The sequence below is a fragment of the Klebsiella ornithinolytica NBRC 105727 = ATCC 31898 genome (assembly GCF_001598295.1).
Classification (GTDB): domain Bacteria; phylum Pseudomonadota; class Gammaproteobacteria; order Enterobacterales; family Enterobacteriaceae; genus Klebsiella; species Klebsiella ornithinolytica.
The window spans coordinates 291694-306696 of record NZ_BCYR01000004.1; the positions used below are offsets into that span (position 1 = coordinate 291694).

Annotated in this window: 10 protein-coding genes; 8 read left to right on the top strand and 2 right to left on the bottom strand. The window is 58.9% G+C overall.

The genetic code is table 11. The annotated features are described in order from the left end of the window. Positions 1-15 precede the first annotated feature (15 nt). A complete protein-coding gene (locus tag ROR01S_RS11215) occupies positions 16-1929 on the bottom strand; it encodes a bifunctional 5-dehydro-2-deoxygluconokinase/5-dehydro-2-deoxyphosphogluconate aldolase (RefSeq protein WP_064359473.1) in 1914 nt (637 codons plus the stop codon). Positions 1930-2457: 528 nt separating this feature from the next. Here ROR01S_RS11215 and iolD point away from each other — a divergent pair. The 8 genes from iolD (at position 2458) to ROR01S_RS11255 (ending at position 13982) form a co-directional block, all read left to right on the top strand. Continuing rightward, a complete protein-coding gene (iolD, locus tag ROR01S_RS11220; protein ID WP_004857359.1) occupies positions 2458-4398 on the top strand; it encodes a 3D-(3,5/4)-trihydroxycyclohexane-1,2-dione acylhydrolase (decyclizing) in 1941 nt (646 codons plus the stop codon). Between the two features lie 47 nt (positions 4399-4445). Next, a complete protein-coding gene (gene iolG, locus ROR01S_RS11225) occupies positions 4446-5459 on the top strand; it encodes a bifunctional inositol 2-dehydrogenase/D-chiro-inositol 1-dehydrogenase (protein WP_004857363.1) in 1014 nt (337 codons plus the stop codon). A 42-nt stretch (positions 5460-5501) separates the two neighbouring features. Beyond that, positions 5502-6386, top strand: a complete 885-nt coding sequence (locus ROR01S_RS11230; RefSeq protein WP_004857366.1) for a sugar phosphate isomerase/epimerase family protein — start codon at positions 5502-5504, stop codon at positions 6384-6386. 23 nt (positions 6387-6409) lie between these two features. Next, entirely contained in the window at positions 6410-7309 is a 900-nt protein-coding gene (iolE, locus tag ROR01S_RS11235) for a myo-inosose-2 dehydratase (protein WP_004857371.1), read from the top strand. A 411-nt stretch (positions 7310-7720) separates the two neighbouring features. After that, positions 7721-8629 (top strand): dihydrodipicolinate synthase family protein, encoded by a 909-nt coding sequence (locus tag ROR01S_RS11240; RefSeq protein WP_015585290.1) that lies wholly within the window; start codon positions 7721-7723, stop codon positions 8627-8629. Between the two features lie 14 nt (positions 8630-8643). After that, positions 8644-10611 (top strand): YjhG/YagF family D-xylonate dehydratase, encoded by a 1968-nt coding sequence (locus tag ROR01S_RS11245; protein ID WP_004857383.1) that lies wholly within the window; start codon positions 8644-8646, stop codon positions 10609-10611. 359 nt (positions 10612-10970) lie between these two features. Further along, complete coding sequence (locus ROR01S_RS11250; protein WP_064359474.1) at positions 10971-12350, top strand: glycoside-pentoside-hexuronide (GPH):cation symporter; 1380 nt, start codon at positions 10971-10973, stop codon at positions 12348-12350. 12 nt (positions 12351-12362) lie between these two features. Beyond that, entirely contained in the window at positions 12363-13982 is a 1620-nt protein-coding gene (locus ROR01S_RS11255) for a glycoside hydrolase family 43 protein (RefSeq protein WP_064359475.1), read from the top strand. A gap of 4 nt (positions 13983-13986) precedes the next feature. Here the strand turns inward: ROR01S_RS11255 and ROR01S_RS11260 are convergent, their stop codons facing one another. Further along, positions 13987-14745, bottom strand: coding sequence for an IclR family transcriptional regulator (locus tag ROR01S_RS11260; RefSeq protein WP_004857393.1), 759 nt, complete (start codon positions 14743-14745; stop codon positions 13987-13989). Positions 14746-15003: the final 258 nt, after the last annotated feature.

Genomic DNA, 15003 nt, shown 5'->3' on the forward strand with positions numbered 1-15003 from the left:
CGGGTTTTATCGCGGTTAACCGCGGGCTTCACGCCAGTAGTCGATGAGCCTCAGGTAGTTTTGTTTCACCTCGCCAATCAGCGCCTCATCGCTCAGTTCGCCCGCCATCCAGCGTCGTGAAGGCTGACCAAAGATGGTACGTCCGACGGCGAAACCTTTGATGATCGGGTGGCCGGCGGCCTCGGCAAACCCGGCGCGCAGTCGATCTGACGGCGCATCGAGGCCCAGCAGCAGGATCCCGCGACACCAGGGATCTTCGCGTGCGATCAGACCCGCGATCTTCTCCCAGCTGGCGCTGGAGAGCGGCGGTAGCTTCCACCAGTCCGGCTGAATGCCAAGCTGGTAAAAATGTTCCAGCATCGTGCGGTAGTGGCGCTCGTCTTTATCCGGGCCATTTTCCGGGAGGATCACCTCCAGCAGCAGCTCGTGTCCGGACTTGTTGCAGGCCTGCCAGACTTCCAGCAGCAGCGCATCCTGCTCAGCCCGCAGCGGTGCCGGATCTGCCGGGTGGTAGAAGACCAGGCATTTGACCACATGCTCCAGCGGCCAGTCGATCAGCTGGGAACCAATGTTGCCGTGTTCCAGACGCAGCGGGCGCGAACCCGGCAGCTCGATAGGGCGACCAATCCACCAGCCTTTACCGGTAATGGCATTCAGCGAGCTCTGACCGTAGGTGCCGTCAGCGAGAATACCGCTCCGCTGTTCCAGCCCCGCCTCTTTGGCGGCCGCTTCGGCGGCAGCCAGCAGCAGCAGCTTGAGTTGGGGAATAGAGGCCGGATCGCATCCGGTTTCATGGGCCAGATCCGCCAACTGTTTACGATGATCAAAAGCGAAAATGCACAGCTCCGGCCACTGCTGACGGCGGCTGGTGACGCGGTGTAAATGGTTTAATCGCGCGTCGATATCCGGACGCGGGACGGATTCCGCCCGCAGCAGATAATCATCCAGCTCGACTTTGGTCGGCATCGCCGGCGCGCAGCCGTGGCGTGAGACTACCAGCGCGCCGCAGGCATTGGCGTAGCGACACGCCTGCTCCCAGCCTTCATCATTCAGCCAGCCGCGCAGCAGACCGGACATAAAGGCATCGCCCGCGCCCAGCACGTTGAGTACGTCAACCCGCACGCCCTGCTGGAGCGGAATGCTGTCCCAGCTATCGGGAATGTCGCCTTCCAGCACCACGCAGCCCATCGGACCCCGTTTACAGACCAGCGTCGCTTTAGTCGCATGGCGGACATTTTTCAGCGCCGTCAGCGTATCGGTGCTGCCGCCGGCAATATGGAACTCCTCTTCTGTACCGACCACTAAATCGAACAGATGGAGCACTTCCTGAAGCTGGCTGGTGACCGTACCGGATTCGATGAAACGCGTTTCACCGTCTCCCAGCGAGGTCAATCCCCATAGCACCGGACGGTAATCGATATCCAGCGCGGTGCGCAGACCGTGACGGCGGGCGTACTCCAGCGCCTTCAGGACGGCCGCGCGGGTGCTGGCATGAGAGAGGTGCGTGCCCGTTACCGCCAGCGCACGGGAAGAGGCGATGTACTCTTCGTTAATATCCTCAGGCACCAGCGCCATATCGGCACAATTATCACGGTAAAAAATAAGCGGGAAGGTCTCCTGATCTTTAATGCCCAGCATCACCAGCGCGGTAAGACGCTGTTTATCCGTGATCAGGTATTCGGTGTCGACCCCGGCCCGAGCGAGCGTTTCGCGTAGAAAACGACCATTGTGCTCATCGCCGACGCGCGCCAGCATGGCTGATTTTAATCCCTGAATGGCGGTACCAAAGGCTACGTTGCCGGAAGATCCGCCCAGATATTTAGAGAAACTGGCAACATCTTCTAGCCTTGCACCAATCTGCTGGGCATAGAGGTCGACAGCCACCCGGCCAATACAGATGACGTCGAGCCGCTTTACTGCTGCATTCATAGCTAGGTTTTCCTTTTGCATATCTGCTGTACGGAAGGGTCGGAATGCCGACAAGGTCTCCACACACAGCCTGAGGGTGAACGGTTATCCCTAGTTTGAGAAATAAATATTTCATTTGCAAATGAGATCGAAATTAAAAAACCAAAAGTGTGAGGGATCTACCACTCTGCCGCGCCAGGCCCCATTCTGCACAGGATCGAGGGCGCGGGTGACGCCTGGTGCGGCATGGTTCAGTAGGTGAGTGCTTTATGCATGATTTTAAAAGGGATAATTAAGCGGCGGCGCGCCTTGAACGGCCGATGGCGGGGTGACCGGGCTGGGTGAAACGGGTGAAACAGGGAGAGAGTTTGATCCCTCTCGCAAAATGAAATATTTTTTCTGTATTTCTATTTAATGAAAAAAATGTTTGCCTATAATCCAAAAGTATTCCAGTGGACGTTAACGATTTCCCGCGGCTGTGACAAGCGTGTAGCACGGGGAAAACGCGCTAACCCACACACAAATACTGAACAATAAGGATTGTGCAAGATGGGCAAACTGAGACTGACAATGGCGCAGGCGCTGGTGAAGTTCCTTGATAACCAGTTTCTCGACGTCGATGGCGAAGAGCATAAATTCGTAAAAGGTATCTTCGCCATCTTTGGCCACGGCAACGTGCTGGGGCTGGGCCAGGCGCTGGAACAAGACAGCGGCGACATGCGGGTCTTCCAGGGGCGTAACGAACAAGGTATGGCGCACGTCGCCACCGGTTTTGCCCGCCAGTCTCTGCGCCGCCAGATCATCGCCTGCACCTCTTCCGTCGGTCCGGGCGCGGCCAATATGATTACCGCCGCCGCGACGGCCACCGCCAACCGCATTCCTCTGCTGCTGCTGCCCGGCGATGTGTTTGCTACCCGTCAGCCGGACCCGGTGCTGCAGCAGGTTGAGCAGAGCTATGACCTGAGCATCAGCACCAACGACGCCTTCCGGGCCGTCAGCAAATACTGGGACCGCATTACGCGTCCGGAACAGCTGATGAGCGCCTGCATTAATGCGATGCGCGTCCTGACCGATCCGGCGGAAACCGGTGCCGTCACTCTCTGTCTGCCGCAGGATGTGCAGGGCGAAGCCTGGGATTACCCGGAGTCGTTCTTTGTGCGCCGCGTGCATCGTCTCGATCGCCGCCCGGCCAGCGCCGCCCAGCTGGCGGATGCGGTCGCGGCCATTAAGGCCAGCCGCAAGCCGCTGATTATATGCGGCGGCGGTGTGAAATATGCCGGTGCCGGGGAAGCGCTGTCCCGCTTCGCGGAACGCTACGGCATTCCGTTCGCAGAAACCCAGGCCGGGAAAGGGACGGTAGTCTCCTCCCATCCGCTGAACGTCGGCGGCGTCGGTGAAACCGGCTGCCTGGCCGCCAACCTGCTGGCGAAAGAGGCCGATTTGGTTATCGGTATCGGCACCCGCTTTAGCGATTTCACCACCTCCTCAAAATGGCTGTTCCAGCACCCAGGCGTGCGTTTTCTGAATGTGAACGTCAGCAACTTCGATGCCTGGAAGCTTGACGGCATTCCGCTGCTGGCCGATGCCCGCGAAGCCCTGACGTCACTGGACAGCGCGCTGGCCGGCGAAGGCTGGCAGGCGAGCTGGGGCGCGCAGATCGACAGCGTCCAGAGCCGCCAGCTGAAAGAGACCCAGCGCGTCTATCAGGCCGTCTGGCAGGAAAAGGCTTTTGTCCCGGAAGTCGATGATGCTCTCGATCGCGAGTCGGTGTATCGGGAATTTCGCCAGATAACCGACTCCACGCTGACCCAGAGTAGCGTGCTGGGCGTACTCAATGAAACGCTTCCGGCGGATGCGGTGATTGTGGCGGCGGCGGGCAGCTTGCCCGGGGATCTGCAGCGCGTCTGGCGTAACCGAGCACCCAACACTTATCACGTAGAGTACGGCTACTCCTGCATGGGCTATGAAGTGAATGCCGCGCTGGGCGTGAAGCTGGCGCAGCCGCAAACCGAAGTCTATTCCCTGGTCGGAGACGGCTCTTTCATGATGCTGCACTCTGAGCTGGTGACCTCGTTGCAGGAGCGGGCGAAGATCAACGTTGTACTGCTCGACAATATGGCCAACGGCTGCATCAACAACCTGCAGATTGGCCACGGTATGGGCAGCTTCGGCACCGAGTTTCGCTATCGCTCAGCGGAGAACGGGCAGCTGCAGGGCGGCCTGGTGCCGGTCGATTTCGCCACTATTGCGGCGGGCTACGGCTGCAAAACCTGGCGCGTCACTACCCTGAATGAGCTGCGTCAGGCGCTGGATGCCGCGCGTCGCGAGACGATCAGCACGCTGATTGATATTAAAGTGCTGCCGAAGACCATGGTGCATTCCTACGGCAGCTGGTGGAACGTCGGCGTCGCCCAAACGGCCTTGTCAGAACGTATTCGCAAAGTTGCTGAAATGATTAATGAAAAACGCGCCGAAGCGCGGGATTACTAGAACAGAACGCTCACCTTGAACCCTACAGAATCACGGAGAAAACCACTATGTCACTCAAATTAGGTGTCATCGGCGCTGGCGCCATCGGTAAAGAACATATCCGTCGTTGCACCCAGGTCTTACAGGGAGCCACCGTGGTGGCGGTGTCGGATATCAATGCGGAGAGCGCACGTGCGGCGGTAGCGCTGCCGGGCGTGCAGGCGGAAATCTACACCGACGGCCACGATGTTATCCGCTCCGGCGATGTCGACGCTATCCTTGTCACCTCGTGGGATCCGACGCACGAAGAGTATACCCTCGCGGCGATCGCCGCCGGCAAACCGGTGTTCTGCGAGAAGCCGCTGGCGATGAGTGCGGAAGGCTGCCGACGCATTGTCGATGCGGAAATGAAAGCGGGCCGCCGCCTGGTGCAGGTTGGCTTTATGCGCCCTTACGATGAAGGCTACCTGGCGCTGAAAAAAGTCATTGATGATGGCGATATTGGCGCGCCGCTGATGCTGCATTGCGCGCACCGTAACCAGTCGGTCGGCGAGAACTACACCACCGACATGGCGATCACCAACACCCTGATCCACGAGCTGGACGTGCTGCGCTGGCTGCTCAACGATGACTACCGTTCGGTACAGGTGCGTTTCCCGCGCTCGACCTCTCACACCCATCCGCGCCTGAGAGATCCGCAGATCGTCTCCTTCGAAACGCGTAAAGGCACCCTGATCGACGTCGAAGTGTTCGTCAACTGCCAGTACGGCTACGACATCCAGTGCGAAGTAGTCGGGGAAACGGGGATTGCCCGTCTGCCGGAGCCATCTGCAATCCAGATGCGTAAAAGCGCCAACCTGTCGACCGCGATCCTGACCGACTGGAAAGATCGTTTTATCAAAGCCTACGACGTGGAGCTGCAGGCCTTTATCAATGATGTGAAAGCCGGCCAGCTGCAGGGACCGTCGGCATGGGACGGCTATGCGGCCTCCGTTGCGGCCGATGCCTGCCTGCAGGCGCAGGAGAGCAGCGAACCGGTCGCGGTGACGCTGCCCGAGTGCCCGGCGTTCTATCAGCGCTAATCCGTCTCCCGCTTACGGAACTTCTTTGAACAGGTAACGACGATGAAAATTGCTTTCGACGTTGATGTGATTCGCGATCTCGGGATTACCCGGATGGTCCACCAGGTTGCGGAATGGGGTTACAAGTACATTGAGCAATCGCCCCATCCGCAGATTAACCCGTTCTACAAACACCCGCGCGCTGGTCGGGAAGTGATTGCCGAGTACAAACAGGCGCTGCGTGAAACTGGCGTGGAGATCTCTTCGTTTATCTGCGTTTACCGCTGGTCCGGCCCGGATGAACTGCGCCGTCAGGCGGCGGTAAAAAACTGGAAACGGTTGATCGAAGTGGCGGTAGAAATGGGTGTGCAGGTGATCAACACCGAGTTTTCCGGCGATCCGAATCAGCCGGAGATCTGTGAAGAGATGTTCTATCGCTCGATGGACGAGCTGCTGCCCATTTTCGAGCGCGAAGGTATTCGCGTGGAGATTCAGGCGCATCCGTGGGACTTCTGCGAAGAACATAACGAAACCGTCGATATCGTGAAGTCGTTCCGTAGCGAGAATGTGAAGTACGTATACAGCGTTCCGCACACTTTCTTTTATGACAAAGGGAAAGGTGAGGTCGAGAAAATGCTGCGCTATGCCGGCGGCGATCTCTCACACGTGCTGATTGCCGATACCCGAAATCATACAAAGCACTGCCGCTATATCGTTAATCCGCCGGGCGTGGATGCCGCGGTCCACCAGCACGTTGGCGTTGGCGAGGGGGACGTGGATTTCGACGCGCTGTTCCGCACGCTGCGCGAAATGAACTTTGCTGAGCAGACCTTCAAAGTCGGCGGCGCGCCGATTGTGGCCGCCTCGCTATTTGGCTACCCGGAAAAAATGAAATACCAGGCAGTGGAAACCCGTGAACTCATCGAACGTGAATTGCTGCGTCGCTAAAGCGCGGCAACAGGAGCATTTTTATGAACAAAGATAATGTAAAACTGGCGATCGCCCCTATTGGCTGGACCAACGATGATATGCCTGAACTGGGCAGCGAAAATACCTTTCAGCAGATAGTCAGCGAAATGGCGCTGGCGGGGTTTAGCGGCAGCGAAGTGGGCAGCAAATACCCGCGCGATCCGGCGGTGCTCAAGCCGATGCTGGATATTCGCGGCATTCAGATCTGCAATGCCTGGTTCAGCACCTTTTTTGCCAACGGGCAGCGGGAAAAGACCATTGACGAGTTTGTGAATCACATGAATTTCCTGCAGGCGATGGGGGCGAAAGTGATTGGCTGCTCCGAGCAAAGCGGCAGCATTCAGGGGCTGGAAAAACCGATTCTCGGCGAGGCAAAACCTTGCTTCAGCGAGGAAGAGTGGCAGCGTGTCGCCGAAGGCTACAACACGCTGGGGCGCCTGGCCGCCGAGAAGGGCATGCAGGTGTGTCTGCACCACCATATGGGAACCGGTATTCAGACCACCGAAGAGATCGACAAATTTATGTCGCTGGTCGATGACAAAGTCTTCCTGCTGTACGACACCGGACATGCCTGGTATTCCGAAGGGGGCGAAGCGCCGATGCTGGCGATCCTCGAGAAATACCTGCCGCGTATTAACCACGTGCACCTGAAAGACGTGCGCCCGTCGGTCATTGAGCAGGTTCGTCGTGAAGGGCTGTCATTCCTTGATGGCGTGAAGAAAGGCACCTTTACCGTGCCTGGCGATGGCGTGATCGACTTCCGTCCGGTGTTCAAACTGCTGGACGATCGCGGCTATAAAGGCTGGATGGTGGTTGAAGCCGAGCAGGATCCGGCGCTGGCTAACCCCTTCGAATACGCCCTCAAAGCGCGTAAATACATTCGTGAAACGGCAGGAATCTAATCGTTGATCCACTTTCAGGCCACACAGCGTTGTGGCCTGCTTTTTTCCGCTTTACGGGCCGCACCACCAAACCCGTCCATGGCAGGTTAACGCCCCGATAATCCCCCTCGCACCGCGCTGCTGCTGCCGAACGGGCCGCACAGCGAACAGTTTATCTTCTGTAATCCAGGAACACTCCCCGGTGGCGCGACGCTTACCGGGGCTACGGCTGGGGCCGGTGCGTAGCCCGGGCAAGAGAGGCCGGTTTGTCGCACGCATAAGGCGTTGCAGCATTTTGTGATCCAGTCTGAAAAACGTGCACTTACGTCCGTCACCCCATTTACCTTCTCTTTGCAGGCGACATAGTATGGTCGTTAAATAAACGAACGCTGTTCTATAATGTAGAACAAAATGATTCAGCAAGGAGATCTCATGCCGCAAACCGTGCAGTTCTCGGGGATTATTCCGCCTGTCTCCACCATTTTTACCGCCGATGGCCAGTTCGATAAACCGGGTACCGCCGCGCTGATCGACGACATGATCGCCGCGGGCGTCGACGGCCTGTTCTTCCTCGGCAGCGGCGGGGAGTTCTCGCAGCTTAATGCCGATGAGCGCAAAGCCATTGCCGCCTTCGCCATCGCCCACGTCGATCGCCGGGTACCGGTACTGATTGGTACCGGCGGCACCAACGCCCGGGAGACCATCGAACTCAGCCAGCACGCGCAGCAGGCCGGCGCCGACGGGATCGTGGTCATTAACCCCTATTACTGGAAAGTCTCTGAGCCCAACCTGATTCGCTACTTCCAGCAGGTAGCCGAGAGCGTCACGCTGCCGGTGCTGCTGTATAACTTCCCGGCCTTGAGCGGTCAGGATCTGACGCCCGCGTTGGTCAAAACTCTCGCCGACTCGCGCAGCAATATTGTCGGCATCAAAGACACCATCGACTCGGTGGCTCATCTGCGTAGCATGATTGAGACGGTGAAATCGGCGCACCCGCACTTCTCGGTGCTGTGCGGTTACGATGACCACCTGTTTAACACCCTGCTGCTGGGCGGCGACGGGGCCATCTCGGCCAGCGGTAACTTTGCCCCGCAGATCTCGGTAAAGCTGCTGCAGGCCTTCCGCGACGGCAACCTGGCGGAAGCCGCGCGCTACCATCAGACGCTGCTGCAAATCCCGCAGCTGTACCAGCTGGATACGCCGTTTGTGAATGTGATTAAAGAGGCGATCGTGCTGTGCGGGCGGCCGATCTCCACGCATGTGCTGCCCCCGTCCTCTCCGCTGGACGAGGCGAAAAAGCGGCAGCTCAAAACGCTACTACAACAGCTCAGACTCTGCTGAACCGGAAAATTAAGATGGCAATAGAGACGATTTTCACGCCCCAGAATGATGCGTTTTATGCGGTCATCACCCATGCTGCCGGCCCGCAGGGGGCGCTGCCGCTGACGCCGCAAATGCTGATGGAGTCGCCGAGCGGTAATCTGTTCGGGATGACGCAAAACGCCGGCATGGGCTGGGACGCCAACAAACTCACCGGCAAAGAGGTGCTGATTATCGGCACTCAGGGGGGGATTCGCGCCGGCGACGGCCGCCCGGTGGCGCTGGGTTACCACACCGGCCACTGGGAAATTGGCCTGCAGATGCAGGCGGCGGCCAGGGAGATTACCCGCAACGGCGGGATTCCTTTCGCCGCCTTCGTCAGCGACCCGTGCGACGGGCGCTCTCAGGGTACGCACGGCATGTTCGACTCCCTGCCGTACCGCAACGATGCGGCGATCGTGTTTCGTCGTCTGATCCGCTCGCTGCCGACGCGTCGGGCGGTGATCGGCGTGGCGACCTGCGACAAAGGCCTGCCGGCGACCATGATCGCCCTGGCGGCAATGCATGACCTGCCGACGATTCTGGTGCCCGGCGGGGCGACGCTGCCGCCGACCTTTGGCGAAGATGCCGGTAAAGTCCAGACCATCGGCGCACGCTACGCCAACCACGAGCTGTCGCTGCAGGAAGCGGCGGAATTAGGCTGTCGCGCCTGCGCTTCGCCAGGGGGCGGCTGCCAGTTCCTGGGCACGGCGGGGACCTCGCAGGTCGTTGCGGAAGCGCTCGGCCTGGCGCTGCCGCACTCGGCGCTGGCGCCGTCGGGGCAGGACGTCTGGCTGGAAATCTCTCGCCAGTCGGCGCGGGCGGTGAGTGAGCTGGATAATCGCGGCATTACCACGCGCGATATTCTGACCGATAAGGCGATCGAAAACGCGATGGTTATCCACGCGGCGTTCGGCGGCTCGACCAACCTTCTGCTGCACATTCCCGCCATCGCCCATGCGGCGGGGTGCACCATTCCTGATGTTGCACACTGGACGCGGATCAACCGCAGCGTCCCGCGTCTGGTCAGCGTGTTGCCGAACGGGCCGGACTACCACCCCACGGTGCGGGCTTTCCTCGCCGGCGGAGTACCGGAAGTGATGCTGCACCTGCGCGATCTTGGTCTGCTGCATCTGGATGCGATGACGGTCACCGGTCAGACGGTGGGAGAAAACCTCGACTGGTGGCAGACTTCCGAGCGGCGTGAGAAATTCCGGCAGTGTCTGCGCGAACAGGACGGCGTCGATCCGGATGATGTGATCCTCCCGCCGGCGCGGGCGAAAGCCAAAGGCCTCACTTCCACGGTGGCCTTCCCGGTAGGCAATATTGCGCCGGAAGGTTCGGTGATCAAAGCCACGGCGATCGATCCGTCGGTGGTGGATGACGACGGCGTGTATCGCCACACCGGACGGGCGCGGGTATTTGTTTCGGAAGCCCGGGCGATCAAGGCGATCAAAAACGGCGAGATCGAGCAGGGCGATATTATGGTGGTGATCGGCGGCGGGCCGTCCGGGACCGGCATGGAAGAGACCTATCAGCTCACCTCGGCGCTGAAACATGTCTCGTGGGGGAAGACGGTGTCGCTGATCACCGATGCCCGTTTCTCCGGCGTGTCGACCGGCGCCTGCTTCGGCCACGTCGCCCCGGAAGCGCTGGCGGGCGGACCCATCGGCAAGCTGCGCGATGACGATGTGATTGAGATCGTCGTCGACAGGCTGGCGCTCACCGGTCACGTCAATTTTATCGGTACGGCGCACCAGCGGCTGACGCCGGAAGAGGGGGCGGCAGAGTTGGCGGCAAGAACGCCGCATCCCGATTTGCACGCCCATGATTTTTTACCGGACGATACCCGCCTGTGGGCGGCGCTGCAATCGGTCAGCGGCGGGACATGGAAAGGCTGTATATACGATACAGATAAAATTATCGAGGTTATAAACGCCGGTAAAAAAGCGCTCGGTATTTAATTAAATTCAGCTGCAATGTCGTCTGCGGAAATAGTCCGCGGACGGCTTTTTTGCGTCTGCATTAAATACCATTATGCTTATTTTTTGTTTTTTGTAACCATTTAAAAATTAAGACGAAAAAATATTATGGCCTTCCCTTTTTTATAACGATGGCAATCACAAAAACCAAAAAACATAATTCATAAATTAAAAATGACCATTGCCGTAAAAATGCACATCTTCTTACACTCTATTAACACGAAAACGTGAACAGTAAGCACACGTATAATGGGTGATTTCCTGACGTTGCAGCGGGTATGTATTCCCTTTTCAGGTCCCTGACGTTTGCGCCATTCCACTCATTGGGGTTGGGGATAAATATGCAATTAACCATGAAAGATAAAATCGGCTACGGGCTGGGCGATACCGCGTGCGGTTTCGTCTGGCAGGCGACGATGTTTCTGCTGGCCTATTTCTACACCGATGTGTTTGGCCTCTCCGCCGGTATTATGGGCACGCTGTTTTTGGTTTCCCGCGTGCTGGATGCCGTCACCGATCCGCTGATGGGGCTGCTGGTGGACCGCACCCGTACCCGCTACGGCCAGTTCCGCCCGTTCCTGCTGTGGGGCGCCATTCCGTTCGGCATCGTCTGTATGCTGACCTTCTACACGCCGGACTTTTCCGCGCAGGGCAAAATTATCTATGCCTGCGTGACCTATATTCTGCTGACGCTGGTCTACACCTTCGTTAACGTCCCCTATTGCGCGATGCCGGGGGTGATTACGGCGGATCCGAAAGAGCGCCATGCCCTGCAGTCGTGGCGTTTTTTCCTCGCGGCCGCGGGATCGCTGGCGATTAGCGGGATTGCGCTGCCGCTGGTGAGCATCATTGGCAAAGGCAACGAGCAGGTGGGTTACTTTGGCGCCATGTGCGTGCTCGGGCTGACCGGCGTCGTGCTGCTGTATGTGTGCTTCTTCACGACCAGAGAGCGCTATACCTTCGACGTGCAGCCGGGCGCATCGGTGGCGAAAGATCTTAAGCTGCTGTTCGGCAACACTCAGTGGCGAATCATGTGTGCTTTCAAAATGATGGCGACCTGCTCCAACGTGGTTCGCGGCGGGGCAACGCTCTACTTCGTGAAATACGTGATGGACCGCCCGGAGCTGGCGATGCAGTTTCTGCTCTACGGCAGCATCGCCACCATGTTCGGTTCGCTGGCCTCTTCGCGCCTGCTCGGGCGCTTCGATCGGGTGAAGGCCTTTAAAGGGATTATCGTGGTCTATTCCCTGATTAGCCTGCTGATTTTCGTTACCCCGGCTGACTATATCGCGCTGATTTTCGCGCTCAACATCGTCTTCCTGTTCGTTTTCAACACCACCACGCCGCTGCAGTGGCTGATGGCCTCAGACGTAGTGGATTACGAAGAAAGCCGCAGCGGCCGCCGTCTCGACGGACTGGTTTTTTCCACCTATCTGTTCAGTCTGAAGATTGGCCTGGCCATTGGCGGCGCGGTGGTGGGCTGGATTCTGGCCTACGTGAACTACTCCGCCAGCAGCAGCGTGCAGCCGGTTGAGGTGCTAACCACCATCAAAATCCTGTTCTGCGTGGTGCCGGTGGTGCTCTATATCGGCATGTTCACCATGCTCTCACTCTACAAGCTGACCGATGCCCGGGTGGAGGCCATCAGCCAGCAGTTACGTCAACATCGCGCGGCGCAGGAAGAGGGCGTCCCTGCCGCCGCTGCCGCGACATCCCATTAAGCAGGAGGCAATATGTACACGATAACTAACCCGATTCTGACCGGTTTTAACCCGGATCCGTCAATGTGTCGCCAGGGCGAGGATTACTACATCGCCACCTCCACCTTCGAGTGGTTTCCGGGAGTGCGGATTTACCACTCGCGGGATTTGAAAAACTGGTCGCTGGTGAGCACGCCGCTGGATCGCGTGTCGATGCTGGATATGAAAGGCAACCCCGACTCCGGCGGGATCTGGGCGCCGTGTCTGAGCTACGCCGACGGGCTGTTCTGGCTGCTGTATACCGATGTGAAAATCGTCGACTCGCCGTGGAAAAACGGTCGCAACTATCTGGTCACCGCCCCCTCTATTGAGGGGCCGTGGAGTGAACCGATCGCGATGGGTAACGGCGGCTTTGACCCGTCGCTGTTTCACGATTCGGACGGGCGTAAATATTATATTTACCGCCCGTGGGGGCCGCGTCACCACAGTGACCCGCACTGTACGATCGTCCTGCAGGAGTATTTCCCGCAGACGCAGACCCTGTCGAAGACGCGAAAAACCCTGTTTACCGGCACGGCGCTGCGCTATACCGAAGGGGCCCATCTGTACCATAAAGAGGGCTGGTACTATCTGCTGGTGGCCGAAGGCGGCACCAGTTATGAACATGCGGTGGTGGTGCTCAGAGCGAAAAATATCGACGGGCCGTACGAACTGCATCCGGACGGGACGCTGATGACCAGCTGGCATCTGCCGGAAAATCCGCTGCAGAAAAGCGGCCACGGTTCGCTGCTGGAGACCCACACCGGCGAATGGTATATGGCCTATCTCACCAGCCGTCCGCAGCGCTTGCCCGGTGTGCCGCTGCTGGCCTCCGGCGGGCGCGGCTACTGCTCGCTGGGGCGGGAAACCGGCATCGCGCGCATCGCCTGGCACGACGGCTGGCCGTCGGTGGAAGGGGGCAAACACGCGCAGCTAAACGTGCCGGGGCCGCAAATGGCTGAAAGTCGTGTCGTGGCTGATGAGCGCTGGCGAGAAGAGTTCAACCGCCCGACGCTCAACCCGGAGCTGCAAACGCTGCGTATTCCCTTCGATGACATCTTAGGGTCGCTGAATGCCCGTCCCGGCTTTCTGCGCCTGTACGGCAACGATTCGCTCAACTCGACGTTCACCCAGTCCACCGTCGCCCGGCGCTGGCAGCACTTTGCCTTCCGCGCCGAAACGCGAATGGAATTTGCCCCGCAGAATTTTCAACAGAGCGCCGGATTAACCTGTTATTACAACAGCAAAAACTGGAGCTACTGCTTCGTTGACTATGAAGAGGGACAGGGCAGAACCATTAAGGTGTTGCAGCTCGATCATAACGTGCCGTCGTGGCCGCTGCATGAACACCCGATCGCGGTACCGGATGCCGCGCAGAGCATATGGCTCCGGGTCGACGTCGACCATCTCGTCTATCGCTACAGCTACTCGTTTGACGGCGAGCAGTGGCACACCGTGCCGGTGGAATATGCCGCCTGGAAGCTATCAGACGATTACATCGGCGGGCGCGGGTTCTTTACCGGCGCCTTTGTCGGCCTGCACTGCGAGGATATCAGCGGCGACGGCTGCTATGCGGACTTTGACTACTTCAGCTATGAGCCGGTAGTCGGATAACCCCTCAGGCCGGGTAGCCCAGCGCTTTCGATAGCTGGCGCCCGGCCTCTTCCAGCAAGGCGCGATAGCGCGCGAGCTCAGCCTCATCGACGCGAGAGGTGAGCGTTGACAGACTCAGTGCGGCAATGACCCGCGATTCATGGTTCCACACCGGTACCGCCACGCAGCGCACGCCCTGCTCATTCTCTTCGCTGTCCTGCGCATAGCCCTGGGCGCGGGTTTGCGCCAGCGCCGCCAGCAGCGCCTCGCGGGAGGTCAGCGTTGCGGGGGTAAACGGCGTGTACTGATAGCCTTCCAGCAGAGTATTTTGCTCCGCCTCGCTCAGCCAGGCGATCAGGACCTTACCGATCGCCGTTGCGTGGATGGGAAGCCGACGGCCGATGCGCGAGTAGGCGATGGCGGCGAGCCTGCCTTCGATTTTCTCGATGTAGACGCCTTCGTGGCCGTCAAGAATGCCGAGGTGAGTGGTCTGCCCGGTGCGCTGCGAGAGATCCGTCAGCCAGCTTTTCGCCTTCTGGCGAATATCCATCGTCCCTACGACAAAATGGCCGCGTTCAACCAGCTTCATGCCCAGGCGGTATTTGTCGTTTTCCGGATTCTGATCGATATAGCCGTGCAGCTGTAAGGTTTTGAGCAGCGAATGGAGGGTGCTTTTACTGAGGCCCATCTGTTTGCTGATATCGGTGATCTTCAGTTCCGTGGCTTGTTCGTTAAACAGGTCGAGGATCGTCAGGGCTCGTTCAACAGACTGAATAATAGGCATAATGCAAGACTGCTCACGCTGGGGGGAAGGTGAAAACGTACCCTTTTTACGCTGAAAAATCAAACGGCTGGCGTGGAAAGGGCGAGCAATATCACCTCGGGGAGCAGGTTCCCGGGCGGCGGGGTAAACCCCTTGCCCGGGCTACGGTACGGCGCTGGTCAGTAACTCCGGTAAGCGTCGCGCCAGCGGGAGGTTCCCGGGCGGCGGGGTAAACTCCTTGCCCGGGCTACGGTACGGCGCTGGTCAGTAGCCCCGGTA

Excerpts from the sequence above, each read along its gene's own strand:
- ROR01S_RS11215 (WP_064359473.1), bottom strand. The coding sequence starts at position 1,929 with ATGAATGCAGCAGTAAAGCGGCTCGACGTCATCTGTATTGGCCGGGTG.
- iolD (WP_004857359.1), top strand. The coding sequence starts at position 2,458 with ATGGGCAAACTGAGACTGACAATGGCGCAGGCGCTGGTGAAGTTCCTT.
- iolG (WP_004857363.1), top strand. The coding sequence starts at position 4,446 with ATGTCACTCAAATTAGGTGTCATCGGCGCTGGCGCCATCGGTAAAGAA.
- ROR01S_RS11230 (WP_004857366.1), top strand. The coding sequence starts at position 5,502 with ATGAAAATTGCTTTCGACGTTGATGTGATTCGCGATCTCGGGATTACC.
- iolE (WP_004857371.1), top strand. The coding sequence starts at position 6,410 with ATGAACAAAGATAATGTAAAACTGGCGATCGCCCCTATTGGCTGGACC.
- ROR01S_RS11240 (WP_015585290.1), top strand. The coding sequence starts at position 7,721 with ATGCCGCAAACCGTGCAGTTCTCGGGGATTATTCCGCCTGTCTCCACC.
- ROR01S_RS11245 (WP_004857383.1), top strand. The coding sequence starts at position 8,644 with ATGGCAATAGAGACGATTTTCACGCCCCAGAATGATGCGTTTTATGCG.
- ROR01S_RS11250 (WP_064359474.1), top strand. The coding sequence starts at position 10,971 with ATGCAATTAACCATGAAAGATAAAATCGGCTACGGGCTGGGCGATACC.
- ROR01S_RS11255 (WP_064359475.1), top strand. The coding sequence starts at position 12,363 with ATGTACACGATAACTAACCCGATTCTGACCGGTTTTAACCCGGATCCG.
- ROR01S_RS11260 (WP_004857393.1), bottom strand. The coding sequence starts at position 14,745 with ATGCCTATTATTCAGTCTGTTGAACGAGCCCTGACGATCCTCGACCTG.